Source organism: Streptomyces sp. NL15-2K (genome assembly GCF_030551255.1).
GTDB lineage: Bacteria > Actinomycetota > Actinomycetes > Streptomycetales > Streptomycetaceae > Streptomyces.
Genome location: NZ_CP130630.1, coordinates 3,881,850 through 3,908,178, shown reverse-complemented (window position 1 = coordinate 3,908,178; position 26,329 = coordinate 3,881,850). Strand labels below are relative to the sequence as shown.

Sequence of the window (26,329 nt, the reverse complement as noted above, 5' to 3'; positions counted from 1 at the left end):
CATGGGACCGGTACGGAACGCGATGTCCGTTTCCCGCCGGTGGGCAGGGTGCGGGCGCGCGAGCCTTAGGACATGACGACGTACCCCGCACGACCCATCGACCAGGTGGTCCTGAAGGACCTGCGCTCTGCTGACGATCAGGGACGGAAAATGGTTCCCGTGATCGATGACGAGGGCGGGGCCATGCTCCGCTGCTGTCTGCGCCGCAGCGAGCGGGGTGAGCGGATCGCCCTCGTCTCCTACGCGCCCCTGCGCCGCTGGGCGGCCGAGACGGGCGCCGACCCGGGAGCGTACGACGAGCAGGGACCGGTGTTCATCCACGCGGAGGAGTGCGCGGGGCCGGACGGGGACGACCTCCCCTTCACCAACGCCCACCGCACGGTCCGCCGGTACTCGGCCGAGGGGCACATCCTGGGCGGGCGGATCGTGGAGGAGCCGGACGGGCAGGACGGGTTCGAGGCCGCCTTCCGGAACGCGTTCGACGACCCGGCCGTGGCGCTCGTCCACGTCCGGGCCGTCGAATACGGATGCTTCCTCTACGAGGTGCGCAGGCCTTGAGGGTCAGCTACGAGGTGCGCAGGCCTTGAAGGTCAGCCCTTGAGCTCGGCCGCCACCAGCTCCGCGATCTGCACCGCGTTCAGCGCGGCGCCCTTGCGGAGGTTGTCGTTGGAGACGAAGAAGGCGAGGCCGTTGTCGACCGTCTCGTCGCTGCGGATGCGGCCGACGTACGACGGGTCCTGGCCGGCGGCCTGGAGAGGGGTCGGGACTTCGGTGACCGCGACGCCGGGGGCCCCGCCCAGCAGCTCCTTCGCGCGCTCCACGGTGATGGGGCGGGCGAACCGGGCGTTGACCTGGAGGGAGTGGCCGGTGAAGACGGGCACGCGGACGCAGGTGCCGGACACCTTCAGCTCCGGGATCTCCAGGATCTTGCGGGACTCGTGGCGGAGCTTCTGCTCCTCGTCGGTCTCGTTCAGACCGTCGTCCACGATCGAGCCGGCGAGGGGGAGGACGTTGTACGCGATCGGCGCGACGTACTTGTTCGGCGCCGGGAACTCCGCAGCCGAGCCGTCGTGCGTCAGCTTCGGCGCGTCCTCGCCGACCTTCTTGACCTGCTCGAACAGCTCGTCCACGCCGGCCAGACCGGAGCCGGACACCGCCTGGTAGGTGGCGACGACCAGGGCCTCGAGCTCCGCCTCCGCGTGCAGCGGCTTCAGCACGGGCATCGCGGCCATCGTCGTGCAGTTCGGGTTGGCGATGATGCCCTTGGGGCGGTTGGCGATCGCGTGCGGGTTCACCTCGGCGACCACGAGCGGTACCTCCGGGTGCCGCCGCCATGCGGAGGAGTTGTCGATCACCACCGCGCCCTGCGAGGCGACCTTCTCGGCCAGCGCCTTCGAGGTCGAGCCGCCCGCGGAGAACAGCACGATGTCCAGGCCGCTGTAGTCGGCCGTCGACGCGTCCTCCACCGTCACGCCGTCCAGGACCGTCCCCGCCGAGCGGGCCGAGGCGAACAGGCGCAGCTCGGTGACCGGGAAGTTCCGCTCCGTGAGGATCCTGCGCATGACCGTGCCGACCTGACCGGTGGCTCCGACGATTCCGACCCTCACGGCGACTCCCTCTGTCTGTCTCTGCCTGTGTTTACGTACGTGTTTCCTGGCCGAGGTTTTTCCATCATGCGGCCGACCCCGGTCCGCCTGTCCAATTCTTTGCGCGCCATGCCCGAGGACTGGGACACCCCGGATCGGCCGACGGTTGCACAACTCCCGTCCACACCCCTACTGAGCTGCAGGAATTTCGCCCTACGGCCGCTCGGCACCGCAAGCTGTGCTGCCTCCCGCGGCAGTGTGACGTACGCCTCTGAACGATTGCCCGAGGTTGTGCCGAACGTTTCCGCGCGCTGCGGCGTCGTAGAAGAAACGCGGTGAGGGGAGGGGTGTCTGTGCTGCGCAGAAAGGCCCGCCGCGCCCAGGGGGAAGCACACGGCGATCCTCTGGACGCGGCTCAGGAACGCCGGGTGCGGGCGGTGCTCGCGCTCGGTGGCGTGCCGCAGGCGGACCTGCCGGACGGGGTGCAGCAGGTCCGCCTGCGGTTGCTGGAACGCACGGCGCGCGGGGACGAGGCGCCGCGTGACGTGTCCGCGTGGGCGGCGGTCGTCGCCTCCAACCTGGCCATGGACTGGCACCGGGCCAAACGCCGCCAGGAGCGCGTCGGCGAGCGCCTGGCCTCCCTGCGCCAGTTGGAACACCTCTCCGACGAGGACACCAGCCTGCTCTCCCTGGCCGTCGCCCAGGGCCTGGACGAGCTGCCCGACGCCCAGCGCCAGGTCCTCGTCCTGCGTTTCTACGCCGACCTGCCGGTGCGCGGGATCGCCGAGGAGCTCGGCATCCCCGAGGGCACGGTCAAGAGCCGGCTGCACACGGCGGTACGGGCCCTGCGCGCCCGCCTGCACGAGGACGAGGTGGTGTGACGTGACCGCCGAACACGAAGGACACCCTGGAGGACCGGCCGGAGGACCGGCCGGAGGACCCGCCGGCCTGGACGCGCTGATGGCCGCGATCACCGACGAGCCGCTCACGGACGAGGCCCGCGCGGACGCCGCCTTCATGGCCGAGCACCGGTCGGCGGCCGCCGATGTGGCGCTGCTGCGGGAGCAGCTGGGGATCATCGGCCGCACCCTCGGCGAGCCGCCGAAGGCCCCCGAGCCCGTTCCGGTACGGCCGTCCTGGTCCCGGCCCCGGCCCCGGCGCCGCGCGTTCAACCTCGCCTTCGGCACCCTCGCCGTGGCCGCCGCGGCGGCCGTGGTGGCGGGCATGGGGTGGCTGCTGGCGCAGGCCGGGGGCGGCATCGGCGCCTCGTCGGACAGCGGCAGCGGAAGCGACAGCGCGGCCTCCAAGCAGGAGGACGGCACCCGCTTCGGCAGCCCCCGCTATCTGGCCTGCGCCCGCACCGTCGTCGAGGGCAAGGTCACCGGTGTCGAGCGACTCCCCGGCACCGACACCTTGCGCGTCGCCGTGCACGTGACCCGCTACTACAAGCCGGCCAAGGGCGAGGAGGAACTGGTCTTCGTGATCGACCGGTACGACGTCACCCGCGTCGAGCGGGGCGACCCGGTGCTGCTCGGTATCCCGCAGGGCGCCGCCGTGCCCGACCACTGGGTGGTAGGTGCTCAGAACGTCGCCCGCGAACGGGCCTGGATCACCGGCTCGTTGGCCGAGTCGCGGCAGCTCACCTGCGAATGAGCACACGAGCACATGAGAAGGGGCGGGCGCCCGTACGGACGCCCGCCCCTCGGCCGTACCGGATCGGTTACGGCGTGACCTTCTCGATCTTCACGCTGCCGATGCCCGCGACCGTGCCGCGCGCGTTGACCAGCTGGACCTGGCCGAAGAACTCACGGCCCTCCGGCGCGGCGGCCAGCGCCGTGACGCTGCCGGAGACCGTCGCCGAGTCGCCCGTGCCGAGCTTCACCGGCGCCGACCCGTCGACCGTGACGGTGCCGAGCGCGGAGGAGAAGAACACGTCCTGGTAGTCGTACGCGGTGGAACCGGCCGGGACCGCGTAGCCGATGACCTGGACGGTGTACGTGCCGGCGGCCGGGTCGGCCACGGAGACCGACTCCTCCGAGTCACCGTCGGCGGAGCTGCCGACTTCCTCGCCGGCCGCGTCGTAGACAACCAGGTCAAGGTCGGCCGCCGCGTCCGAGACGTTGCCGATCGCCACGTCCAGGGACTTGGCGCCCGCGGGCACCTCGACCGTGGTGGTGTGGGTCTCGTCCTCGGCGATGGTCGGCCGGGCCGACTTGGAGGAGCCGAGCGGGCCGCCCACCAGCTTGCCGTCGATGGCGGCGAGCTTGTTCGTCACCTTCCAGGAGGCGGCGGCCGGGGTGCCGACCTTGGCCTCGGACACGGTCACGGTCTCCGGGTCGAAGGCCGCGCCGAGGACGGTGACGTCCAGCTTGTAGGGGTTGTCGAGCAGCGGCGACGTACGGCGCGACTCGACCTCGACCTCCCAGACACCCGGCACGGGGTCGGCGTACGAACGCACGTCGGGTCGGCAGGGGGTGCTCGCCGGGTTGGTGTAGTTCGGGTAGCAGTCGATCGTCGCCGTCGAGTCGACCGGAACGCCGTACGGGTGGATGGCGATGAACCGCGTCTGGCTCTTGCCCTTCAGCCCGCCGATCGCGACCTCCAGGGACTTGGCGCCCTCGGGCACGGTCACGAAGTACGAGTGGTTGCTGTTGCGCTGCACCGAACTCGACGTGGAGTGGGTGTAGTTCAGCGGCGTCGAGACCACGACCGTCGTCAGGACCTGCCGGTCGACGCCCTCGGTCTTCGGGTCGTCGACCTCCAGGATCGCGCTCTTGAGGCCCGCGGACTTCGGCGCGGCCTGGACCTTGACGGTCACCGGCTGGTTCAGCGGCAGCTTGACCTCGTCCGAGCCGACGATCTTGAAGGTGCTCGCGGCGTTGTTCTCGAAGCGCAGCTCGTGCCGGATCGCCTTGTCGGCGCCGGACGTACGGGTCAGCGTGATCTCGTACGTCTTCTTCTGGCCGGCCTTCAGGCCGCCCTCACGGTCGTACAGACCCGTACCGAAGCCCGGCGTCTTGAGGAACTGGTCGATCGCGGTGTCGACCGGCGCCTTGACCGCGTAGGTGTGCGCGGTGGCGTCGTCGAGGATGGAGTCCCAGGCGTCCTCGATGTCGATGAGGCCCGCGCCCTCCTCGTACGCCTGCACACCCTTGATGTGGTCGGCGGTGGAGGTCAGCGCGGTGCGCAGGGTGGCCGGGGCGAGGTCGATCTTCTTCGCCTTGGCGGCGCTCAGCAGCAGCGCGGAGGCGCCCGCGGCCTGCGGGGACGCCATCGACGTGCCCTGGAGCATGCCGTAACCGGCCGGCAGCGCGTAGCCCGCCTCGGCGACCGGGGCGCCCGGCAGCCAGGTCTGGATGGTGTTGACCGCGGCGCCGGGGGCGACCAGCGTCGGCGTGAACCCGCCGTCCTCACGCGGGCCGCGCGAGGAGAACGGCATCATCGCGTACTTCTTCTCCACGACCGAGCCGTAGTTGGAGGCCCAGGTCTGCTTGGAGATGGACGCGCCGACGGAGATGACCTTGTCGGCCAGGGCCGGGTCGCCGATGGTGTTGGCGCCGGGGCCGGAGTTGCCGGCCGAGACCACCAGCTGGACGCCGTAGGTGTCGATCAGCCGCGTGTACAGCTCGGCGCGCGCGTTGTTGCCGTCGTTCAGCGCCGGGAGGCCGCCGATCGACATGTTGACGATGTCGACGCCGCGGTTGACGACCAGGTCGATCATGCCCTCGGTGAGCGCCACGTTGGTGCAGCCGGGGCCGAACTCGCAGGCCCGGGACGAGACGATCTTCGCGCCCGGAGCGGCACCGTTCATCTTGCCGCCGAACAGGCCGTTCGCGGCGGTGATGCCGGCGACGTGGGTGCCGTGCTCGCTGGAGATCATGCCGATGTTGACGTAGTCGGCCTTGGCTCCGGCGTCGTTGTAGACGACGTCCTTGCGGATCTCGACGACGAACGGGATGCGCTCGGCGACCTCGGTCGCCGGGTTGTCCGTGCCGAAGTAGCCGATCTGGTAGCCGTCCTTGTACGGCTTCATCGGCTCTTCGTCACCGAAGTCGAGGTCGTCGTCGAGGTCGACACGCACGGTGCCGGACGCGGCGTCGAACAGCACGCCCCAGGCGTCGGTCTTGTCGCCGTCGCGATTGACGTCGCCCGCCTGGTCGCCGCCGGCGGTCGCGGACTCGTAGAAGTAGTTGAACTTGTACGAGCCGGCCGGGGCCTTGAACGTCTCGGCGACACCCGTGTTGGCCGGGGTGGCGGAGAACGCCGGACCGGCCACCGAGGCGAGCATCCGCCGCCACGAGCCGTCGCCGTCGGAGACCGGGTCGGTCGACGTCACCCAGTCGACGATCTTCCGCTCGCCGGTGGTGGTCTTCCGCAGCGCCGGGTGGGCGAGGTCCACGCCCGAGTCGAGGATGCCGATGGTGACGCCGCGGCCGTCCGCCTTCGGGTGGTCCTCCACGAAGTCGACGGCGCCCGTCTCGAAGGACGGGTTGTACGGGTTCTCGGCGGGGGTCTTCCTGTTCGGCGCCGTGGGTGCGGCCGTGCCCTTGGCCGTGGCGCCCTCGGCGGCGTCCGCGCTCGGCGTCGGGTCGTCCAGCGGGATCTCCTGCCGCAGGTCGATGCCGTGCACGGAGGAGAGCTTCGCGGCGGCGGCGATGGCCGCGTCGGCCTTCGAAGTGGGCACGGTGGCGCGGACGTAACCGAGCTTGTCGTAAGTACGGCCGACCAGGCCGCCCTTGACCGAGTCGAGCTGGTCGGCGACCTTCTCGGTCTGCCCGGGCGCGGTCGCGACCATCATCGTGACGCTCTTGTCGCCGTCGGCCTTGGCCTCGGCGAGTGCGTCGGCGTCGTCGGAACCGAGCTTGTCCTGGGCGGACTTCACGCTCGGGTCGGCGGCGACGGGCGTGTCGTCGGCGGCGAAGGCCAGGGGTATCGGCCCGGCCGCGGAGAGCGCGGCCACGAGACCGGCGGCCACGGCGATACGGGCCATGCGTCTCGCGCCCGGTATCGGTTCCTGCTGGGGGGTGAGGGTCATCGGCATCCCTTGTGCGTAAAGGAACGAGCGTCAGCGACCGAGGCTGATCAGCCTTGGCCGCGATCGTCCGAAAGATGCTCCCGGACGATCGCTCAGCTTTATGCAAGGGGTGTGAGTTTGGTGAGAGTTGGCTGAATCTCAAGAGATGTATGGGGAAAACCCGCTATCCCTTTTCTGGAGATGAGCCGCAAAGGCGACAAGTCACTCAGACGCCCTTCGTGCGCGCGTAATGGCGGGACGCCTTCGCCCGGTTCCCGCACGCGGCCATCGAGCACCAGCGGCGCGTGCCGTTCCGCGAGGTGTCGAAGAAGTGCAGGATGCACGCCTCGTGGGCGCAGCCGCGGATCCGGTCGGGCGCGGTGGTGAGCAGCTCCAGGTAGTTGCGGGCGGCGAGCCAGGCGGGGCCCCATGAGGGGTCGGCGAACTCGGGCAGTTCGCCGGGCCCTTGCGCGGTGAGCGTGGCCCGGATCCGCCCGTGCGCGAGAACGGCGTCGACGAGGCGGGCGCCCTCTTCCGGTGGTCCGTCCACGGCCGCCTTCAGCGCGTCGCGGGCCTGAAGGGTGTGGCGCAGGACCTTGGTGTCGGGGGCGTACCCGCCGCTCAGCCCGTTCGTGTCGAGCCACACCGCGAGCCCGTCGAGGTCGGCGAGGAGGTCCTGGGCCTCTCCCTCCCGCATCCACCGCGTATTGAGCAGGTCGAGCGCGAGCGGCTCACCGGTGAGCGGGCGCGGGTCGCGAGCGGCGGACATGTGGGGCTCCTTCCGTGCTAACCGGTCAAGGGTACGTCACCGGTTGACGACCTCTCCTTCTAACCCTTAATCTCGATTACGACGGTTACATACGAGGGTTGCACACGAAGGGGACCGCCATGACCCTGCACACCGGCCACATCGGCCTGAACGTCACCGACCTCGACCGCTCGCTCGCCTTCTACCGGGACGTCCTGGAGTTCTCCGTGATCGCCGAGGGCAAGGAGGAGGACCGGCGGTACGCGTTCCTCGGCGACGGCGAGAGCCTCGTGCTCACCCTCTGGCAGCAGGCGGGACAGCCGTACGACACCGGCCGCGCCGGCCTGCACCACCTCGCCTTCGAGGCGGCGTCGATCGAGCAGGTCAGACACCCCATGTCGTTTGGTGTCAAGCGGCCGGGGTGTGGGCGTGGTGTGACCAGGCGGTCGCTTCGTCGTAGGGGGTTCGGGTTTTGAGGCATCCGTGGAGGATGCCGACGAGGCGGTTGCCGAGTTGGCGCAGGGCCGGGTTGTAACCGGCTTCGCGGGCGCGTTGCTTGTCGTAGTAGCGGCGGGCGCCGGGGGATGCCCGCAGGGCGGAGAACGCCTGGGTCTGCAGCGCGTCGGCGAGGCGGTTGTTGCGGACGTAGCGGGCCTGGACGGTGTGGTTCTTGCCGGAGGCCCGGGTGATGGGGCTGGTGCCGGCGTAGTTCTTGCGGGCTTTCGCGGACGCGTAGCGGGTGGGGTCGTCTCCGAACTCGGCGAGCACCCGGGCGCCGGTGATCTCCGCGATGCCGGGCATCGAGAGGTAGATCTCAGCGTCCGGGTGCTTCAGAAAATGGGCCTTCACCTGCTTTTCCAGGTCGGTTATCTGCTCGTTGAGGGCGATCAGCAGCTTCGCGTGGGCGGTGGCGGTGGCCGCGTAGGCGGCGGTGACCGGCTCGGGCAGGCCGAGTTGCTTCTCGCGCAGCGCGGTGATGATCGTGGCTGCCTTCGCGTCCCGGTTGTGCCGGCGGGCGCGGGCCAGGACGGCGGTGATCTGGGTGCGGGTCAGCTTTGCCCCGGCCGCCGGGGTGGGGGCCTTGATCAGCAGTTCCAGCGCGTCCGTGCTGGTCAGCGTGAGATCCGCGTAGGCGTGCAGGGCGGCGGGGAAGTACTCGCGCAGCGTGCTGCGCAGCCGCTGGAAGGTGCGGGTGCGTTCCCAGATCAAGGTCTGGTGGGCGCGGGCGACGACCTTGACGGCCTGGGCCTGCTCGCTGTCCCCGGCCACCGGACGCAGCTGGTCCCGGTCGATGCGGACCATGTCGGCCAGCGCGTGCGCGTCGCCCTTGTCGCTCTTGGCACCGGAGGAGCCGTACCGCTCCTTGAACCGGGCGGCCTGCCGGGGGTTGATGGCATAGACCCGGTAGCCGGAGGCGATCAGCGCCTGCACCCACGAACCACGGTCGGTCTCGATCCCGATCACCACCCCGGCCGGATCAAGGTCCTCGCCGCCGTGCTTCGCAACGAGCTCGTGCAGCTTCGCGATCCCCTCCACGCCCTCGGACAGCCTCGCCACGGCCAGTTTCCGGCCCGCCTCGTCCTGGACCTCGACATCATGGTGGTCTTCGGCCCAGTCATCGCCGATCAGCAGCAACTCACCCTCCCAGTCCGGTACTTCGCTCCGTGCAGCCCGCGGAAGGCGCGGCACGCGGCCTAATGGATCCAGTGCTCACGCCCCACTGCCCGGCGGGCACGCCACCCCATCAACGGTCTGGCCTCCCGGCCGACCAGCAGGGGCACGGTCTGACCTCAGAAGTCGGATACTTCCGGCGGCGTGAGTGCTCACCTGCTGGCGGCTACGGCACCGAGTCTCTACGACCCGACAGCTCCCATTAGGCGGTACGAGGAGGCACTGCGCGCCTACGGCGTCGACTTCGCCCACGACGGCGTGGTCGCCCACGGCGAGGGCACGGCGTCCGGCGGCATCTTCTTCCACGACCCGGACGGCACCCGCCTGGAGATCTCGGTGCCGGAGGGCGCACAAGGGGCGCCCGTGCCCCACGATGCCGCTCCGACCTGCGGGTTCTTCTAGTCATGGGCGTGTATCACGCGGGCTCGCGCGCGGTGCAGGACCGGGTCGGCGTACGGGACCTCGCCGACCACGTCGGCCGGGCCGTCGGGCAGGGCATCAAACCGGTGGCCGCGGCCTTCCTGGAGCTCCAGCCCTTCCTGGTGCTGGGTGCCGCCGACCCGGAGACGGGCAGGGTGTGGTCGACGGTGGTGACCGGCCCGCCCGGGTTCGTGCGGGCGACGGGGCCCCACCAGATCTCCGTCGCGGTCTCCGTCGCGGGCGGGCCATCCCCGGCCGACCCTCCCCCACTGCTTAACGCGTGGGCGGTGCCCCCAGCGACGGCGCTCGCCACGCCGGGCACCCCCGTCGGCACCATCGCCCTCGACCCCCGCACCCGCCGCCGTATGCGCCTCAACGGCCGACTGCGGCCCACGGCACGGGGATTCGCCGTCGAGGCCGACCGGGTGTTCGCCAACTGCCCGAAATACCTGCAGAAGAGGGAGTCGTACGAGACGGTCGACGACCGCACCCCGGGAACTCCCCGGCGCGGCGGCGAACTGACCCCACGGCAAGAGGCGTTGGTGACCGCGGCCGACACCTTCTTCCTGGCCACCGTGCACCCGGACGGAGCCGACGCCAGCCACCGGGGCGGCAACCCCGGCTTCGTACGCGTCGATTCACCCCGCGAACTGAGCTGGCCCGACTACCCCGGCAACGCCATGTTCCTCACCCTCGGCAACCTGACGACGGACCCGCGCGCGGGCCTGCTCTTCCTCGACTGGACGACGGGCACGGTCCTGCACCTCACCGGCGAGGCGCGGACGGAGTTCGACGCGGACGGCGAGCGCCGGGTGCGCTTCACGCTCACTGAGTCCGTCGAGACCGAAGGAGCCGTGCCGTTGCGCTGGTCCGCGCCCGAATACTCGCCTGCCAATCCCGACCCGACGGGTTAACGTCCCGGAGTGCGAACGAAGTTGAGGGTGGCGGCCTACGCCATTTGTGTGCGCGACGGACAACTCCTGCTCTCCCGCTCCCCGGCACTCGACGGCGGCCCGCCCGAGTGGGTCCTGCCAGGCGGCGGCATGGAGCACGGCGAGGACCCGCATGACACCGTCCTGCGGGAGGTGGAGGAGGAGACCGGGTACCGCATCGAGGCCACCTGCCTCCTCGGCGTGGACTCCAGCCGCCGCACCTCCCCCCGCCGCTTCGGCCGGCGTGCCGTCGACCACCACGGCGTACGGCTCGTCTACGAGGCCCGGGTCACCGGCGGCGAACTCCGCTACGAGATCGGCGGCTCCACGGACATGGCCGCCTGGCACGACCTGGACGCCGTACCCGCCCTGAACCGCGTCCGGATGGTGGACATCGGACTAACGCTGTGGCGCCAGCGGCCGGCATCGGGGCGGGTTGCACTCGTGGACGAGTAACTCCCTCGGCAACTCCCTCGGCAACTCCCTCGGCAGGACCGGGGAACCGCTCCCCTGCCCCGGGAGATGAACATGGAGTAACCGGTTCCCGGCCGTCCGGGAGCGGGTCATGGACGCGCAGGGTAGTCCAAGATCGACGTACGGTGATCGGCGTTGCCCGTTGCCGTCTCGTTCACGCGCAGGTCATTCCCGGTGCCAACGATCCACAGTGAGCGGGATGTTCGCTACAGCGACCGCCCGCGAACCACTGCCGACGCGTTCGCACTCGGGGAGATCGCGCCATGTCGCGCACACGCTCTGTCGCCGGCCCCACGCTGGGGGTCCACCGCCGTACCGTCCTCGCCGCCACCGCGGCGGTGTCCGTCTCCGCAGGCGTCGGCTACGCCCTGCGGCCCACCGACAGCCGGGCCGCCACCACGGACACGGGCGCCCGCCCGGCCGAGGCGCCCGTGGCACAGTCCCGCAGGGCGCCGGCCGCGCCCCTCGCGCCGTACACCCGCGGCACCACGCTCGCCACGGTCGCCGCCCCGCGCACCAGCTCCGGCTACCGCCGCCTCGGCGACGGCCCCGGCTGGAACCGCCGGGTCCGCGGCGAGCTGGCCGCGCCGAAGACCGGCCGGGCCGGCCGCCGCACCACACTCGCCGCCTTCGTGCAGCTCACCGACCTGCACCTGATCGACGCTCAGCACCCGATGCGGCTCGAGTACCTGCGCTCCGCCGACATCCACGCCTGGCGGCCGCACGAGGCGCTGACCGTGCACGGCGCCGTCTCGCTCGTCGAACGGATCAACGCGCTGCGGGGCGCCCCCGTCACCGGCGCCCCGCTGCACTTCGCCATGACCACCGGCGACAACACGGACAACAACGCGGGGTCCGAGCTGGAGTGGTTCCTGAAGGTCATGAGCGGTGGCCGCATCACCCCCAACACCGGGGACCCGCGCCGCTACGAGGGCGTCCAGAACAGCGGCCTCAAGCAGTACTGGCAGCCCGACACCACCGCCCGCGACGCCGACAAGCAGCTCGGCTTCCCGCACCTCGAAGGCTTCCTGGCCGCCGCCGTACGGGAGTTGAACAGCCCCGGACTCAACCTGCCCTGGTACTCCACCGTCGGCAACCACGACTCCATGCCGCTGGGCTGCTACGGCCTCGGCGACTCCTGGCTCGCCGAGTACGCCGTCGGCGGCAAGAAGCTGATGAGCCTGTCCGCGTCCGAGGCGAAGAAGCTCCAGGACACCATCAAGAACGACGAGGACCCCAAGGGCACCGGCTTCCGCGACCTGCTCAAGGCGCACACCCGGGACATGCGCTCGGTCACGCCGGACGAGCGGCGCGCCCCCTACACCGCCGCCGAGTACCTCAAGGCCCACCTGGACCCGACCCACCGCGGCCTCGGCCCGGTCGGCCACGGCTACTCCACCGCGAACCTCGACACGGGCACCCAGTACTACAGCTTCCGCATCGCCGACGACGTCATCGGCATCAGCCTCGACACCACCGACCCCGGCGGCCACTACAACGGCTCCATCGGGACGGCCCAGCTGAAGTGGCTGGACAAGACCCTGCGGGACAACAAGGACTCGTACGCGATCGTCTTCAGCCACCACACCAGCAAGACGATGGAGAACACCCGCCCCGACCCCGCCCGCCCCGGCGAGCGCCGCCACAACGGCGAGGAGGTCATCGCCCTCCTCGCCAGTCACGCGGGCGTGCTCGCGTGGGTGAACGGCCACATCCACCGCAACGACATCACCCCGCACTCCGCCCCCGACGGCCGCTCCTTCTGGGAGATCTCCACCGCCTCCCACGTCGACTACCCCCAGCTCGCCCGCGTCATCGAGGTGGCGGACAACAAGGACGGCACCATCTCCCTCTTCACCACCTGCATCGAGTCCTCGGCTCCCCACCGCACGGACTTCGCCGACCTCTCCCAGACCGGCCTCGCGGCCCTCTACCGAGAGCTGTCCTTCAACGCACCGGGCGCACAGACGCACCTGGGGGGCGACTCCGACGACCGCAACACCGAGCTGGTGCTGAAGAAGGGCTGAAACCTGCTCACGCACGGCGGTCGGCGCAGCCGTCCTGCGCGAGGACGGTCACGACGGCGCGACCTACACCCTGACCGGCCCGGCGGCGACCACTCCGCGCGAGCGTGCGGCAGCGATCGCCGAGGCGCTGGGGGAGCGGGTCCACTTCGTGGAGCAGACCCGTGAGGAGGCCCGAGAGCAGATGACGCGATTCATGTCGCCGCCGGTGGCCGAGGGCACGCTGGCGGCCCTGGGCGAGCCGAAGGGGGAAATTGGCGGATCCGTTCCACCCCTGCGAGGGAAAACCGCAGGTCACGTGGCCGTGCCGGTGGAACACATCTGCCAATCACTGGATGAGCGTCCGGTCCGGCTGCGCGGCGCGAAGTCTGGTCGCCGTGTTCGGGTCGGCGGGGAGGAACGTCTCCAGCTTGAGGTCGGTGACGGCGGCGTCGTGGGCGGTGGTGAAGGTCGCGATCATGGCGAGGAGCCTGAGATCGCCCTGGCGAGAGGCGAGTTCGAGGGGCACCGCGAAGCCCAGATGGGGTACGTCCGCGGCGGGCGGCGCGTAGCCCTCGAGTTCGGTGACGAGGGCGGCGAGACGGTCGTCGGGGTTGCGGGTGAGTTCCGCGCGCAGGTTCCCGAGAATGTGGCGTGACCAGTGGGCGAGATTGCGCACCCGGGGCGCCATTCCCTGCGGATGCAATCCCATTCGGTAGGCGTTCCATCGGCCTTGGCACAGCTCCGGCGCGGCGCCCTCGGTCATGACCCCCATCGCGTCGTTGACCGCGAGCACGTCTCCGTGACGGTTCATGACGAACGCCGGATAGGGCCGGTGCCCGTCGAGAACCTCCTGCAGCGCCTGACGTACGGCGCTCAACTCCGGCCCGTCCGGGCCACTGTCGGACACGAGAGGGGCGAATCCCGCGGCGAGCAGCAGGCCGTTCTGCTCCCGCAGGGGGAGGTCCAGCGACGTGGCGAGCCGTACGACGAGGTCCCGTCCCGGCGTCGAGCGGCCGCTCTCGACGAAGCTCAGGTGGCGCTGCGTCGTGTTCGCCCGCAGGGCCAGATCCAGCTGGCTCAGCCTGCGCCGCTGCCGGTACCCGCGCAGGGTCTCCCCGAAGGTCATGGCCCCATTGTCCGGGCCGTGGCGATTCCCCAGAGGGAATTGGCCCCATGCCCTCCGCCGCGCATGCTCCTGCCATGACGGACAACGCACTGCACGAACTGGCCGAGACTTACGTGACGCTCTGGAACGAGCCGGACCCCGTTGCCCGCCGCACGGCCGTCCGGAGCCTGTGGGCGGCGGACGGCGCCCATGTCCTGCACCCGTCCGAGGAGATCAGGAAGGCCGCCGCCGGTCTGGGCTTCGGCTCCCCGGCCCTCGAAGCCCACGGTCACGAGGCGATCGAAACCCGTGTCACCCGTGCCTACGAGGACTTCGTCGCCACCGGCGAACTCACCTTCGCGCTGGGCGGCACCCCGGTACGCCTCCGCGACGCGGTCAAACTCACCTGGCGCGCGGTACGCACCGCCGACGGGGTGGATGCGGGGGGCGGGCTCGACATCCTGCTCCTCGACCGGGACGGCCGCATCGTCACCGACTACCAGTTCCCTGACTGACGCGCCTGGCCGGCGGAGGCCGGGGCACTCCGGGCAACGGGGACCGCCACGCCCCGTCGCACATGCGAGGAGGGGCCCCGGTTCGCGTCCGGCGGCCCCTCCTCTCCCCTCCTGATGCCGGCCCCGGTACGTCACTACCGGGGCAGCACCACGACATACGCGGCCGGTTCACGGTCGCCGGCCGCCATCAGTGCCGTACGGACCACCGTCGCCTGCTGCTCAAGCGCCTCCCGCAGCTTCTTCGGTGTGATGTGGACGACCGTGATGCCCAGCCGCTCCAAGTGCTCGCGCTTGCGGGCGTACTCGGACCACAGGGCGTCGTCCTCCTGCCGATGGCCTTGGCGGGGGGCGCGGGTGTCCAGCTCCACCGCGACCGCCTGCTCCGGCCAGTACGCGTCCAGGCCGCCGAGGTGGGGCCCGCCGGGGAGCCTCAGGTCCACGTTCCAGACCGGGTCCGGCAGGCCGTACTCCCGGACCATCCGGTACAGACCGTCCTCCGCGATCGCCCGTCCCTCGGCCAGCAGGGAGTCCACCGCGTCCACCACATGCGGCCGGCTCAGCAGCTTCGCCCGGTTCAGCTCCCGTACGACGGCGGAGGGTTCGCAGTGGCCGCCGCGCACCGCCTCCGTCAGCAGGCGGCGTACGGCGCCCGCGTCCGCCAGTTCGGCCACCGCGTCGGCCAGGGCGCGCGGCACCGGGGCGACCGGGACGCCGGTGACATGCTGCGGGGCCGGCAGGGCCGCCGTACGGACGATGCGGGCGCAGCCCGTCGAGCGCAGCCGGCGCAGGCGGGGGACCAGGACGTCGATCGTGTCCAGGGAGGTCGGCGGGGGAGTCGAGGAGAAGCCGTGCAGCGTGAGCGCGGTCATGCCCGTGATCACCGCCTCCGTGTACACCGGCCGGTGCGGTTCCTCCGCGCCGGGCTGGGCCGGGACCGACGTGGTCTGCTGCCGTGCCGCGTACATCAGCACCGCGTGCAGTCGCTCCTCGCTGGTCGGCGGGCCGGAGTGGAGGAGGAAGACGCCGGGGAGGATCTGCTGCCAGGGGCCGCCGGGGCGGCACTGCTCGTTGGTGTCGGCGGCCGTGACGCCGTGCGCGCGCAGCTGTGCGGCCGTGACTACGCCGCGGTGCCCCTCGGAGAGGTGCCGGAGGGGGCGGGGGGAAAGCGGGGGGAGCGGGGTGTTGTGGTTCATGACCCGGAGGTTCCCGCAGTCGATCCGGCCTTGAACCGCTGTTACACGGCCGTCGGAAAATCCGGACAAGCCAGCACTAAAGGACGCATGTTCGGATGCCGAATAGGCGCGGAAAACCCCTGGTCCGTTCGGGTGTGGACCAGGGGTTACGGCGACTATTGCCTGAATTCCGTAACGGCTACCGGACGCCGAATCTCAGGCCAAAGCTCGGCGGCAGGTCAAAGCTCGCATCAGGCCAGAGCTCGGCATCAGGTCTCACCACAACCTCACCCGGCCGCCCTCGCGTCACACGCCTGCCCCCGCAGCCCCCGCGCCAGGTCGTCCCGCGCCTCCAGCACCAGCCTCCGCAGCGCCGGTGCCGCGTCCTCGTGGGCCGCGAGCCACGCGTCCGTCGCGTCCAGCGTCTCCTGCGACTGCTGGAGCGACGGGAACAGCCCGGAGACGATGTGCATCGCGATCTGGATCGACCGCTCCTGCCACACCCGCTCGATCGCGGCGAAGTACTTCTCCGCGTACGGCGCGAGCAGCTCCCGCTGCGAGGGCCGGTCGAAGCCCGCGATGGTCGCCTCGACCAGGGCGTTGGACAGCGCGTCCGACTCCACCACCTGTGCCCAGGCCTGCGCCTTGACCGCCGCCGACGGCCGGGCGGCGAGGCAGCGGACCTGGTGGCGCTTGCCGGACGCGGTGTCGTCGCGGGCCAGTTCCGCGGCCAGTGCCTTCTCGTCGGCGTACCCGTGCACGACCAGCGGCTCCAGGAACGCCCACCGCAGCTCCTGGTCGACCTCCAGTCCCTCGATGGCCGACGTGCCGTCCAGCAGGCCCCGCAGCGTCTCGAAGGCGCCCGGGGCCTCCGCCGTCCGGGCGTAGAAACGCGCCCACGCCAACTGCTGCTCGCTGCCCGGCTCGGCGCCGTACAGCTCGCGCTCGGCGCACGCGGAGAGCAGTGCACCGCCTCGCTCGCGCCACTGAGGTGCCGCGTAGTTCACCAGCGCCGACTCGGCCCACGCGTGCAGCATCTGCAGCACGCCGATCTGCGACTCCCGGCCGGCGAACCGCAGCACCAGGTCCACGAAGTCCCGCGCGGGCAGCAGCGCGTCCCGCGTCATGTTCCACAGCGCCGACCAGCAAAGGGCGCGGGCCAGGGGGTCGGTGAGGTCGCCCAGCCCGTCCTTCAGCGTCTCCAGCGAGGTCGCGTCGAAGCGGATCTTGCAGTACGTCAGATCGTCGTCGTTGACCAGCACCAGCTCGGGCGCCTCAGAACCGGCCGGCTCCGCCACGACCGTACGCGCGCCCTCGACGTCCACCTCGGCTCGCGCGTACCGCTCCAGGGCACCGCCATCGGCTCGCCGGTACAGCCCCACCGCCACCCGGTGCGGCCGCAGCTCGGGGTGGGTCTCGGCGGCCTCCTGCACCACCGCCAGCTCGTCCACCCGGCCCTGCGCGCTCAACAGCACCTGCGGAGTCAACGCGTTCACGCCGGCTGTCTGGAGCCAGGAACGCGCCCACACGCCCATGTCCCGCCCACTGGTCTCCTCCAGCACCGACAGCAGGTCGCCCAGGCGCGTGTTGCCGTACGCGTGCCGCTTGAAGTAGCGCCGCGCGCCCTCCAGGAACGCGTCCTGGCCGACGTACGCCACCAACTGCTTCAGGACGCTGGCTCCCTTGGCGTACGTGATGCCGTCGAAGTTCAGCTTGGCGTCCTGGAGGTCACGGATGTCGGCCGTGATCGGGTGGGTGGAGGGGAGCTGGTCGGCGCGGTACGCCCAGGCCTTGCGGCGGTTGGCGAAGGTGATCCAGCCGTTCTCGAAGCGGGTGGCGCCCACCAGGGCGAAGGCGCCCATGAAGTCGGCGAAGGACTCCTTCAGCCACAGGTCGTCCCACCACTCCATGGTGACCAGGTCGCCGAACCACATGTGCGCCATCTCGTGCAGGACGACGTTCGCCCGGCCCTCGTACGACGCCTGCGTGACCTTCCCCCGGAAGATGAACTCCTCCCGGAAGGTCACCAGACCCGGGTTCTCCATCGCGCCGAGGTTGTACTCGGGCACGAACGCCTGGTCGTACTTCCCGAAGGGGTACGGGTAGTCGAAGTGCTCGTGGAAGAAGTCCAGGCCCTGCTTGGTCACCAGGAACACGTCGTCGGAGTCGAAGTGGGGCGCGAGGCCCTTGCGGCACAGGGCGCCGAGGGGGATGTCGAGAGTCGTGCCGTCACCCAGATCGCGGGAGTACGTGTCCGTCACGTAGTGGTACGGGCCCGCCACCACGCACGTGATGTACGTCGAGATCGGCTTCGTCTCCGCGAAACGCCACACGCCGTCCGTCAGTTCACCGGCGCCGTTGCTCCACACACTCCACCCCTCCGGTGCCCGCACCTCGAAGCGGAACGGCGCCTTGAGGTCCGGCTGCTCGAAGTTCGCGAACACGCGGCGCGAGTCGGCCGGCTCGTACTGCGTGTACAGGTACACCTCGCCGTCCTCCGGGTCGACGAAGCGGTGCAGGCCCTCGCCGGTGCGGGAGTAGGCGCACTGGGCGTCGACGACCAGTTCGTTGTCGGCGGCGAGGTCCTCCAGGGCGATCCGGGAGCCGTCGAAGACCTCGCCGGGATCGAGATCCCTGCCGTTGAGCGAGACGGCGGTGACGCCCGGTGCGATCAGGTCCGCGAAGCTCGTCGCGCCCGGCTCGGCGCAGCGGAAGCGGATCGTGGTCACGGACCGGAAGGTCCGCGCACCGTCCCCGGCACCGTTCCCGGCCCCGTCACCGATCGCCGAGCGCAGGTCGAGGGACACGTCGTAGCCGTCGACGGACAGCAGTGCGGCCCGCTCCCGGGCCTCGTCGCGGGACAGATTCTCACCGGGCACGGGCGGTACTCCCTCGAGTGATGTTCAGCATGTGGACAGGGCTGATCCTGCCATGTGCCCCTGACACCGGGCAGTCGGGAATGGGTCGGGCAGGCGTCGGTGTTGCCTGGTGAAACTCACTTTTTCGAGGAGACTCATGTCCGAGACCCCGAACACCTCCGGCAAGACCCCCGTCGACTTCTGGTTCGACCCGCTGTGTCCCTGGGCCTGGATGACCTCCCGGTGGGTCCTGGAGGTGGAGAAGGTCCGCGACATCGAGGTGCGCTGGCACATCATGAGCCTCGCGGTGCTGAACGAGGACAAGATCGACGAGCTGCCCGAGGAGTACCGGGAGATGCTCGCCACCCACGCCTGGAAGCCGGTGCGGGTGGCGACCGCCGCCTGGCAGAAGCACGGCGCCGACGTCCTCGGCCCCCTCTACACCGCCCTCGGCACCCGCTTCCACAACCAGGGCGAGGGCCCGACCGTCGAGGCCATAGCGGCCGCGCTCGACGACGCCGGCCTGCCCGCCGAGCTGATCGAGTACGCCGACCAGGAGGACTTCGAGTTCGACGCCGAGCTGCGCGCCTCCCACAAGGAGGGCATCGACAAGGTCGGCCAGGACGTCGGCACCCCGGTCATCGCCGTGCCCGGCTCCGACGGCGAGCAGATCGCGTTCTTCGGCCCGGTCGTCACCCCCGCGCCCAAGGGCGAGGAGGCCGCCCGCCTCTGGGACGGCACCCTCGCCGTGGCCTCGGTCCCCGGCTTCTACGAGATCAAGCGCACCCGCACCAAGGGGCCGGACTTCAGCAACCTGTAGGACGGACTCACTCGGCGGCGGCGCCCTCCTCCTCGCGGAACCTCTCGGGGAGGAGGTCGCGGTCGCCCTTGTTCAGATGGCGGTAGTACGTCAGGCAGCCCTTGGCGGTGCAGCGCCACAGGTTGTCCACCTGGTGGCGGTCTCCCTTCTGCGCACGGATCGCGGCCTTCTCCTCGTCGTTGAGAAGCCGGAACACCTGCATGCCGCGGCAGTTCGGGCAGTCCAGTGTGCGCGTCGTCGCCATCAAGCCCTCCTCGCAGTCACCGCCAGATCCGGGAAGCCGGCCACCACCGCGTCGACTCCCGGTCGGTAGTACAGCGCGTACTGCGCGGACGCGCCCCGGGAATCGATCGGAATACGGCTGCTCACGTACGGGCCCGTGGCCATTCACGCACGTACGGGCCCGTGGCCGGTCACGTACGCGCCCGGCTCCTGGCCTCCGTCAGCCGGGCCAGGTGCTCCTGGTATCCCTCCGCGTAGTACGCGGCCCGGCCCGGGTCCGGCTCGACGATCGCCGTGGGGCGGGTCCACACGGCCGTGTCCAGCGCCACGCCGTACCGCTCGGCCGCCGCCAGCACCGCGCCCCGCGCACCCACCTCACCCTCGACGACCCGCAGGGGCCGGCCCAGGACGTCGGCCAGCAGCCGCATCCACGCGGGGCTGCGGGTGCCGCCGCCGCACACGGCCAGCGAGCCCGTCAGTCCGGCCGCCTCCAGGCAGTGCCGGGCCGCGTAGCCGATGCCCTCGCACACCGCCCGCACCAGGTCGGCGCGGGTCGACTCCAGGGAAACGCCGGTGAGTTCGGCGCGCAGGCGCGGCTCCACGAAGGGGGCGCGCTCGCCGGAGGGCGCGAAGTACGGCAGGACCCGCACCCCGTGCGCGCCGGGCGGGGTCGACGCCAGCAGCCCGTCCACCTCCTCGTGACGCACGCCCGTAGTCGACAGCACCCAGTCCAGCGCGGCCGTGCCGACCATCGCGGGCATGGCGCGCAGACGGTGGCCGGGGCGGTCGGTGGAGATGTACAGGCCGGCGGGTTCCCCGGTCAGGTCCAGGTCGGTGGTCGCGACCAGTGCGGCCAGGCAGGTGCCGACGATGAGCAGGCCGTCGCCGGGGGCGGTGACTCCGGCGCCGAGTGCGCAGGCGGGGAGGTCGTACGGCCCGTTCGCGATCCGGACACCGGACGGCAGGCCCTCGCCCCGCGTCCGCGAGGTCGCGATCGGGTCGCTGACCGGGGCGAGCAGCCCGCGCCGGTGGGTCAGACCCAGCAGCTCCACGACCCCGTTGTCGTACGTCCTCGTGCGCGGGTCCAGGAACGGCATCGAGGCGTCCGACACGTCCGTCGTCGCCCGCGCAGCGCCCGTCAACCGCTGGAAGACCATGTCCTTGCAGTAGACGGCGGCCCGCGCGGCGTCGAGGGACGTGGGCTCGTGGCGGTCCAGCCAGGCCAGCAGCGGGCCCGGGCAGCCCGGGAACATGGCGCTGCCGGTGCGCCGGAACACCGTCTCGAAGGTGCCGTCCGCCAGCCACTGGTCGAGCAGCTCGTGCGCCCGGCCGTCCATCCACGAGGCCGCGGCCCGCACCGGACGGCCCTCCGCGTCCACCAGCCACACCCCGTCGCCCTGCCCGGTGAGCCCGGCCAGCTCGACCGGTTCCGGCACGCGAGCCATCAGCTCCTCGAGTACGGCGACGACCGTCCCGTACACCTCCTCCATGTCCTGCTCGACGACACCACCGCGCAGATCGAGGCCCACATGCCGGGACTCGACGGCCAGTTCACGGCCCGTGCCGTCGAAGGCCGCCGCCTTGACCATGGACGTGCCCACATCGACACCGACGTACATGGGGCCTCCTCTTTTGATGGCTCGGTCGCCTACGGGGCGCTCTGTGCCGGTGTCGAGACGGCGCTCGTGCTCAGCCCTTCGGGCCTCCGCGCTCCCCCACGCTCGGCTTCGCTCGCGCGGGAGGTGCCCCCATGCCGTCTCGACACCGGCGCGCCCCTTCGGCTCCCTCGCGGCCGACGCGTTGGGACAGTGCTTGTTGGTGGGCCCGAACCCCAGGCCCCGAACCCCAGGCCCCCACCCCCAGGCCCCCACCCCCAGGCCCCCACCCCCAGGCCGCTCACGTCAGGCAGTGCGCCAACGGCTCCCCGCGCACCCAGCGCCCGACCTCCTCCGCGGCGATCCGCGCCGCCTTCTCCGCCACCGCGCGGCTCGCCCCGCCCAGGTGCGGGGTGAGTACCACCTGCCGGCCGAGGCCCAGTAGCCGGGAGTCCGCCGGGAGCGGCTCCCGCTCGAACGTGTCCAGCGCCGCCGCCGACACCTGCCCGCTCTCCAACGCGTCGCACAGCGCCTCCTCGTCCAGCAGGGGCCCGCGCGCCACGTTCACCACCACCGCGCCGGACGGCAGCAGCGACAGCTCACGGGCGCCGATCAGGCCGCGGGTCTCCTCGGTGAGGCGGGCGTGCAGGGTGATCACGTGGGAGCGGGTGAGCAGGGTGTCGAGTGAGGACACGCGCAGGCCGTGGATCTCGCCGCGCACATAGGGGTCGTACACCATCACCTGCGCGCCGAAGGCGCACAGCACGCGGGCGACCCGGCTGCCGACGGCTCCGTAGCCGATCAGCCCGACGGGCAGGTCCTCCAGCTCCAGACCGCTGTGCTCGTACGTGTAGTAGGCGGCGCCTTCCCAGCTGCCCTGCCGCGCCAGCAGGTCGTGGGCCTGGGGGATGCGGCGCAGGGCCGCCAGCAGCAGGCCGACGGTGAACTCGGCGGTGGCGGCGGCGTTGCGGCCGGGCGCGAAGCACACGCGGACGTCGTGCGCCTTCGCCGCGTCGAGGTTGACGTTGACCGGGCCGCCCCGGCAGACGACGACCAGCCGCAGGTCCGGGCAGGCGTCCAGCACCCGTTCGGTGACCGGGCCCATCTGGGTGACCAGGACCTGCGCACCGGCCAGCGCCTCGATCAGGTGCTCCTCGGCGTCGCTGGCCTCCTGGACCTCGGCCACCGGACCGAAGGGTTCGAGGGGCCAGCCGAGGGTCAGTTCAGTCACGTCCACGGGCTGTTCGCCCACTTCATGGGTGACCTCCCGGGCGATCAGCCTCGGCAGGACGAAGTGGTCGCCGGCGGCCACCACACGTACAGGTTCGGTCATCGCAGGGAGTCTCCCGTCACGTAGTTCCAGTGCGGCCGTCGCCGCCTCCCGTCGGGCACACCTCGTAACGGACCCGGTCGGCGACGGCGGCCTTCTCCGCCCGCATCGTCCTCAGCCGGTACTGCACGTTCGACTCGAACACCGCGGACGGCTGCGCGGTCACCCCGCCCCTGAACTTCCGTACGACCCCCTGCCGCTCCAGCTCGTCGAGGAAAGCGACGCGGGGTCCCCGCCCCGCCCGGGTCCACACCGGGCGGAAAGCGTCCGGCGGGGCGGATACCGCAGCCTCCGAATCGCCGCAGCCGGCGGCGCCACAGGCGGCAGGTACCGCACACGATGAGCACCCGCACCGCACCCGGCGGCGACGGCCCACGGTCCCACGGCAGGCGTCCAAACCCCGCCCAGCACGACGGACCACTTCCCGGCATCCAGGAAACCCTGGATCGTCCAGGGAACCTAAGCTCATCAGCGACGCTCACCCCGAAGCGCTCGGCGAGCTCCGCCGCGGTCGCCAAACCGTCGGCCAGCACCTGCTCGGCCATGGCCACCTGCCGGGCGGCCGGTCCATGGGGTGCGCTGTCGCCGCTGTTCATCTCAACAGAGAGTGGAACGGCGGAACTTGTGCGTCAATCCCTCACGCATCAATCCCTCGCGCAAGCGAAAATCTCGGGTCAATATCGAAGGGGAGTGAGAAGTTCACAGACCGGGTCGCGATGTGCTGGAGAGTGCAGGGAGGTCCGGATGGCGGACGTGGGCGACGGCGGTGTGGCGTGGCTGGGCATCGACCTGGGGACGCAGAGCGTCCGGGTCCTGGTGGTCACCGGTGACGGCACGGTCCTCGGCGGCGGCTCGGCCCCGCTGACCGGGCGCCGCGAGGGGGTGCGGCACGAGCAGGACCCGGGGGAGTGGTGGGAGGCGGTGTGTACGGCGTCCCGCTCGGCCCTCGCCGGGCTGCCCGGCGTACGGATCGGCGGGCTCGCGGTGTGCGGGACGTCCGGGACGGTACTGCTGACGGACGGCGCGGGGCGTCCGGTGAGCCCGGCGCTGATGTACGACGACGGGCGCGCGGGTCAGGAGGCGGCGCGGGTCCGGGCGGCGGGGCTGTCGGTACAGGACACGTGGGCGTTGCCGAAGGCGTTGTGGCTCATCGAGACCTACGGGCGGGGGCAGACCTACGGGCGGGGGCAGACCTACGAGCAGGGGCAGACCTACGCGCCGGGACGGATCACCCACCAGCCCGATCTGATCGTCGCCCGCCTCACCGGCGAGGTGCCCCCCGCCGACTCCAGCCACGCCCTCAAGACCGGCTACGACCTGGAGGGCAAGGCGTGGCCGTACACCGTGACGGCCGAACTCGGGCTCCCTGACGGCCTGTTGCCCGACGTCGTACCGCCCGGCACTCGCCTCGGCGAGGTCTGTCCGACCTCCGCCGAGGCCACCGGCATTCCGGCCGGCACACCCGTGATCGCCGGGATGACCGACGGCTGCGCGGCCCAGATCGCCTCGGGAGCCCTGCGGCACGGCGCCTGGAACTCGGTCCTCGGCACCACCCTCGTCCTCAAGGGCGCCTCCTCGACCCCCGTCCGCGACCCCACCGGCGTGGTCTACAACCACCGTGCACCGGACGGAACCTGGCTGCCCGGCGGCGCCTCCAGCGTCGGCGCGGGCGTGCTCACGGCGGCCTTCGGCAGAGCGGACCCGGAGGCCATGGACCGCAGGGCGGCCGCGTTCGAGCCGTCCGGCGTGGTCGCCTACCCGCTGGTGTCACCGGGGGAACGGTTCCCGTTCCTGGCGCCGGACGCCACTGCCCTGCTCCTCGGCGAGCCCGCCGGCGACGCCGACCTGTGGGCCGGGCTGCTCCAGGGCGTCGCCTTCACGGAACGGCTGTGTCTGGACTACCTGCACCACCTGGGTGCCCCGCTCGACGGCCCGCTCACCTTCACCGGCGGCGCCGCCCGCAGCACGTACTGGAACCAGTTGCGCGCCGACATCCTCGGCCGCCCGGCCCGCGTACCGGAGCAGACCGAACCGGCCCTGGGCATGGCCGTGCTGGCGGCGTACGGAACGGAGACACCACGCCACCTCCACGTCGCGGACGTCGCCGAACGCATGGTCCGCACCCGTACCGTCCTCGAACCCCGCCCCGGCCGCACGGCAGCCTTCGCCGAGCCGTACGCCCGTCTCATCGACGAACTGACGGCCCGCGGCTGGCTCCCGGCCCCGGTCGCGGCGCATGCACGCGCCCGCCTGGACAGGGATACGGCGGGTTCATGAGCACGCCCCCGGACCTGGATACTGCTGGATCCATGAGTACGACCCTTCTCCTGGCCCGGCACGGACAGACGATCTGGCACGCCGAGAACCGTTACGCCGGCATCAGCGACGTGCCCCTCACCGACACCGGCCGCGCCCAGGCCGAGGCCCTCGGCCGCTGGGCCGCCGCCCACCCCGTCGACGCGATCTGGACCTCGCCGCTCTCCCGTGCCGTCGCCACCGCCGACCCCGCCTGCCGCGCCCTCGACCTCACCCCGCACCGCGAACCCGACCTGCGGGAATGCGACTTCGGCGTGGTGGAGGGCCGTACCCTCGCCGAGTTCGCGGCCGAGGACCCGACGGCGGCGGACGCCTTCCGCGCGGACCCGGTCGCCCACCCCTTCCCCGGCGCCGAGGACCCCGCGGCCGCCGCCGCCCGCGGATCCGCCGCCCTGCGCCGCATCGCCGCCGCCCACCCCGGCGGACGCGTCCTCGTGGTCGCCCACAACTCCCTGCTCCGCCTGGTGCTGTGCACCCTGCTGTCGATCCCGCCGGCCGAGTACCGCAGGGTGTTCCCGCGGTTGCGCAACGTGGCGATCAGCGAACTCCGCATGAACACCGACGGTTCCGCCGCACTTCTCTCCCTCAACGTGCCGTGCGAGCCGGACGTGCCGTGGAACTACTGACCGGAGAAGGGGCGGTTACGCCGCCACGGACGTGTAGTGCGAGGCGTCTCCCTCGATCACGTAGCTTTCCTTGCCCTCCACGCCCACCGGCACGTCGCCGGCGACGGTCACGCGGTGCAGGCGGCGCGGCAGGCCGTCGTAGTTGTCGATGGCGTAGTGCTGGGTGATGCGGTTGTCGAAGAGGACGAGCTGGTTCTCCGACCAGCGGTGGCGCAGGATGTTCTCCGAGCGGGTGACGTACGTCTGGAGCAGGTCGAGGATCTTGCGGGACTCGCCCGCGGACAGGCCGACGATCCGCTGTGCGAACCCGCCGATGAACAGGCCGCGCTCGCCGGTCAGCGGGTGGACGCGGACGATCGGGTGGGCCGTGCGGTACTTGATGGACGTGAACTGGGCGCGGGCGGCGGCCTGGGCCTCGTCGACGGTCTCCTCCGGCACCGCGTAGTCGTAGTCGTTGGTGTGCTCGGCCCACAGGGTGTCGGCCAGCAGCCGCAGCGGCTGCGGCAGGTCGCGGTAGGCGGCGGCCGAGTTGGCGATCAGGGTCTCGCCGCCGTACGGCGGGATCGTGATGCTGCGCAGGGTGCTGGCCTGCGGCGGGTTGAGGACGAAGGTGACGTCCGTGTGCCAGTGGTTGGCGGCGCGGCCGCGCTCGCTGTCGACGGGCAGGACGTTCGGCACGCCGTCGACGGACGGCACGGTCGGGTGGGCGGTGGTGATGTCCCCGAAGTGCCGGACGAAGGCCTGCTGGCCCTCGTCGTCGAGGTCGACGTCGTCGAAGACCAGGGCCTTGTGGGTGTTCAGCGCGTCGCGGAGGGCGACGACCGTCTCCTCGTCGAGGGGCTTGGCGAGGTCGACGCCGGTGATCCGGGCGCCGATGTTGGCGGTGACCTTGCTGATGTGGATGTCGGTCATGGGGAGC

At 71.4% G+C, this 26,329-nt stretch carries 22 protein-coding genes and 4 pseudogenes; 13 read left to right on the top strand and 13 right to left on the bottom strand.

Going from position 1 to position 26,329, the window contains the following annotated elements:
- The first annotated feature begins 72 nt into the window (after positions 1–72).
- Positions 73–558, top strand: a complete 486-nt coding sequence (locus Q4V64_RS17205; RefSeq protein ID WP_124442240.1) for a DUF1203 domain-containing protein — start codon at positions 73–75, stop codon at positions 556–558.
- Positions 559–590: 32 nt separating this feature from the next.
- Here the strand turns inward: Q4V64_RS17205 and Q4V64_RS17200 are convergent, their stop codons facing one another.
- Positions 591–1,607, bottom strand: coding sequence for an aspartate-semialdehyde dehydrogenase (locus Q4V64_RS17200; protein WP_124442241.1), 1,017 nt, complete (start codon positions 1,605–1,607; stop codon positions 591–593).
- 326 nt (positions 1,608–1,933) lie between these two features.
- On the opposite strand from Q4V64_RS17200, the gene Q4V64_RS17195 reads away from it, so the two are divergent.
- Together Q4V64_RS17195 and Q4V64_RS17190 are read left to right on the top strand one after the other, a co-directional pair.
- Complete coding sequence (locus Q4V64_RS17195; protein ID WP_172629368.1) at positions 1,934–2,467, top strand: sigma-70 family RNA polymerase sigma factor; 534 nt, start codon at positions 1,934–1,936, stop codon at positions 2,465–2,467.
- A 1-nt stretch (position 2,468) separates the two neighbouring features.
- Positions 2,469–3,239, top strand: a complete 771-nt coding sequence (locus tag Q4V64_RS17190; protein WP_253267168.1) for a hypothetical protein — start codon at positions 2,469–2,471, stop codon at positions 3,237–3,239.
- 67 nt (positions 3,240–3,306) lie between these two features.
- Here Q4V64_RS17190 and Q4V64_RS17185 read toward each other — a convergent pair whose 3' ends face one another.
- Complete coding sequence (locus Q4V64_RS17185) at positions 3,307–6,621, bottom strand: S8 family serine peptidase (RefSeq protein WP_124442243.1); 3,315 nt, start codon at positions 6,619–6,621, stop codon at positions 3,307–3,309.
- Positions 6,622–6,826: 205 nt separating this feature from the next.
- A complete protein-coding gene (locus Q4V64_RS17180; protein ID WP_124442244.1) occupies positions 6,827–7,369 on the bottom strand; it encodes a CGNR zinc finger domain-containing protein in 543 nt (180 codons plus the stop codon).
- Between the two features lie 119 nt (positions 7,370–7,488).
- On the opposite strand from Q4V64_RS17180, the pseudogene Q4V64_RS17175 reads away from it, so the two are divergent.
- A pseudogene (locus tag Q4V64_RS17175) lies at positions 7,489–7,737 on the top strand (VOC family protein); the annotation flags it as partial.
- 19 nt (positions 7,738–7,756) lie between these two features.
- On the opposite strand, the gene Q4V64_RS17170 reads toward Q4V64_RS17175, so the two are convergent.
- Entirely contained in the window at positions 7,757–8,983 is a 1,227-nt protein-coding gene (locus Q4V64_RS17170; protein WP_303715569.1) for an IS110 family transposase, read from the bottom strand.
- Between the two features lie 237 nt (positions 8,984–9,220).
- Here Q4V64_RS17170 and Q4V64_RS17165 point away from each other — a divergent pair.
- The 5 genes and pseudogenes from Q4V64_RS17165 to Q4V64_RS55025 all read left to right on the top strand — a co-directional run.
- Positions 9,221–9,421: pseudogene (locus Q4V64_RS17165) on the top strand (VOC family protein); the annotation flags it as partial.
- A gap of 2 nt (positions 9,422–9,423) precedes the next feature.
- Entirely contained in the window at positions 9,424–10,353 is a 930-nt protein-coding gene (locus Q4V64_RS17160; RefSeq protein ID WP_124442256.1) for a pyridoxamine 5'-phosphate oxidase family protein, read from the top strand.
- Between the two features lie 9 nt (positions 10,354–10,362).
- Positions 10,363–10,827 (top strand): NUDIX hydrolase, encoded by a 465-nt coding sequence (locus Q4V64_RS17155; protein ID WP_124442257.1) that lies wholly within the window; start codon positions 10,363–10,365, stop codon positions 10,825–10,827.
- Positions 10,828–11,108: 281 nt separating this feature from the next.
- Positions 11,109–12,872, top strand: coding sequence for a TIGR03767 family metallophosphoesterase (locus Q4V64_RS17150; RefSeq protein WP_124442258.1), 1,764 nt, complete (start codon positions 11,109–11,111; stop codon positions 12,870–12,872).
- A 19-nt stretch (positions 12,873–12,891) separates the two neighbouring features.
- Positions 12,892–13,113: pseudogene (locus Q4V64_RS55025) on the top strand (NmrA family transcriptional regulator); the annotation flags it as partial.
- Between the two features lie 84 nt (positions 13,114–13,197).
- Here the strand turns inward: Q4V64_RS55025 and Q4V64_RS17145 are convergent.
- The gene (locus tag Q4V64_RS17145) at positions 13,198–13,977 is read right to left on the bottom strand and encodes a helix-turn-helix transcriptional regulator (RefSeq protein WP_124442259.1); all 780 of its coding nucleotides are present in this window, start codon (positions 13,975–13,977) and stop codon (positions 13,198–13,200) included.
- A 74-nt stretch (positions 13,978–14,051) separates the two neighbouring features.
- Between Q4V64_RS17145 and Q4V64_RS17140 the strand changes: the two genes are divergently transcribed.
- Positions 14,052–14,471: a hypothetical protein gene (locus Q4V64_RS17140; RefSeq protein WP_124442260.1), complete on the top strand. Its 420-nt coding sequence runs from the start codon at positions 14,052–14,054 to the stop codon at positions 14,469–14,471.
- Between the two features lie 134 nt (positions 14,472–14,605).
- Here Q4V64_RS17140 and Q4V64_RS17135 read toward each other — a convergent pair whose 3' ends face one another.
- Both Q4V64_RS17135 and pepN read right to left on the bottom strand, forming a co-directional pair.
- On the bottom strand, positions 14,606–15,664 hold the full coding sequence (locus tag Q4V64_RS17135; RefSeq protein ID WP_124442261.1) for a hypothetical protein: 1,059 nt from the start codon (positions 15,662–15,664) through the stop codon (positions 14,606–14,608).
- 266 nt (positions 15,665–15,930) lie between these two features.
- Entirely contained in the window at positions 15,931–18,522 is a 2,592-nt protein-coding gene (gene pepN / locus Q4V64_RS17130; RefSeq protein WP_124442262.1) for an aminopeptidase N, read from the bottom strand.
- Positions 18,523–18,658: 136 nt separating this feature from the next.
- On the opposite strand from pepN, the gene Q4V64_RS17125 reads away from it, so the two are divergent.
- Positions 18,659–19,321, top strand: coding sequence for a DsbA family protein (locus Q4V64_RS17125; RefSeq protein WP_124442263.1), 663 nt, complete (start codon positions 18,659–18,661; stop codon positions 19,319–19,321).
- Between the two features lie 7 nt (positions 19,322–19,328).
- Here the strand turns inward: Q4V64_RS17125 and Q4V64_RS17120 are convergent, their stop codons facing one another.
- From Q4V64_RS17120 to Q4V64_RS17100, 5 genes and pseudogenes are all read right to left on the bottom strand, one after another.
- Positions 19,329–19,565: a hypothetical protein gene (locus tag Q4V64_RS17120; protein ID WP_124442264.1), complete on the bottom strand. Its 237-nt coding sequence runs from the start codon at positions 19,563–19,565 to the stop codon at positions 19,329–19,331.
- A complete protein-coding gene (locus Q4V64_RS17115) occupies positions 19,565–19,690 on the bottom strand; it encodes a hypothetical protein (protein ID WP_301184553.1) in 126 nt (41 codons plus the stop codon). Before Q4V64_RS17115 ends, Q4V64_RS17120 begins: the two co-directional genes overlap by 1 nt.
- A 44-nt stretch (positions 19,691–19,734) precedes the next feature.
- A complete protein-coding gene (locus tag Q4V64_RS17110; protein ID WP_124442265.1) occupies positions 19,735–21,162 on the bottom strand; it encodes an FGGY-family carbohydrate kinase in 1,428 nt (475 codons plus the stop codon).
- A gap of 277 nt (positions 21,163–21,439) precedes the next feature.
- The gene (locus Q4V64_RS17105; protein ID WP_303710368.1) at positions 21,440–22,471 is read right to left on the bottom strand and encodes a 2-hydroxyacid dehydrogenase; all 1,032 of its coding nucleotides are present in this window, start codon (positions 22,469–22,471) and stop codon (positions 21,440–21,442) included.
- Between the two features lie 79 nt (positions 22,472–22,550).
- A pseudogene (locus Q4V64_RS17100) lies at positions 22,551–22,682 on the bottom strand (DeoR/GlpR transcriptional regulator); the annotation flags it as partial.
- A 530-nt stretch (positions 22,683–23,212) separates the two neighbouring features.
- On the opposite strand from Q4V64_RS17100, the gene Q4V64_RS17095 reads away from it, so the two are divergent.
- On the top strand, positions 23,213–24,745 hold the full coding sequence (locus tag Q4V64_RS17095) for an FGGY family carbohydrate kinase (RefSeq protein WP_124442267.1): 1,533 nt from the start codon (positions 23,213–23,215) through the stop codon (positions 24,743–24,745).
- Positions 24,746–24,777: 32 nt separating this feature from the next.
- Entirely contained in the window at positions 24,778–25,410 is a 633-nt protein-coding gene (locus Q4V64_RS17090) for a histidine phosphatase family protein (RefSeq protein ID WP_124442268.1), read from the top strand.
- Between the two features lie 15 nt (positions 25,411–25,425).
- Here Q4V64_RS17090 and Q4V64_RS17085 read toward each other — a convergent pair whose 3' ends face one another.
- A complete protein-coding gene (locus tag Q4V64_RS17085) occupies positions 25,426–26,322 on the bottom strand; it encodes a TauD/TfdA family dioxygenase (protein WP_124442269.1) in 897 nt (298 codons plus the stop codon).
- Positions 26,323–26,329 lie beyond the last annotated feature (7 nt).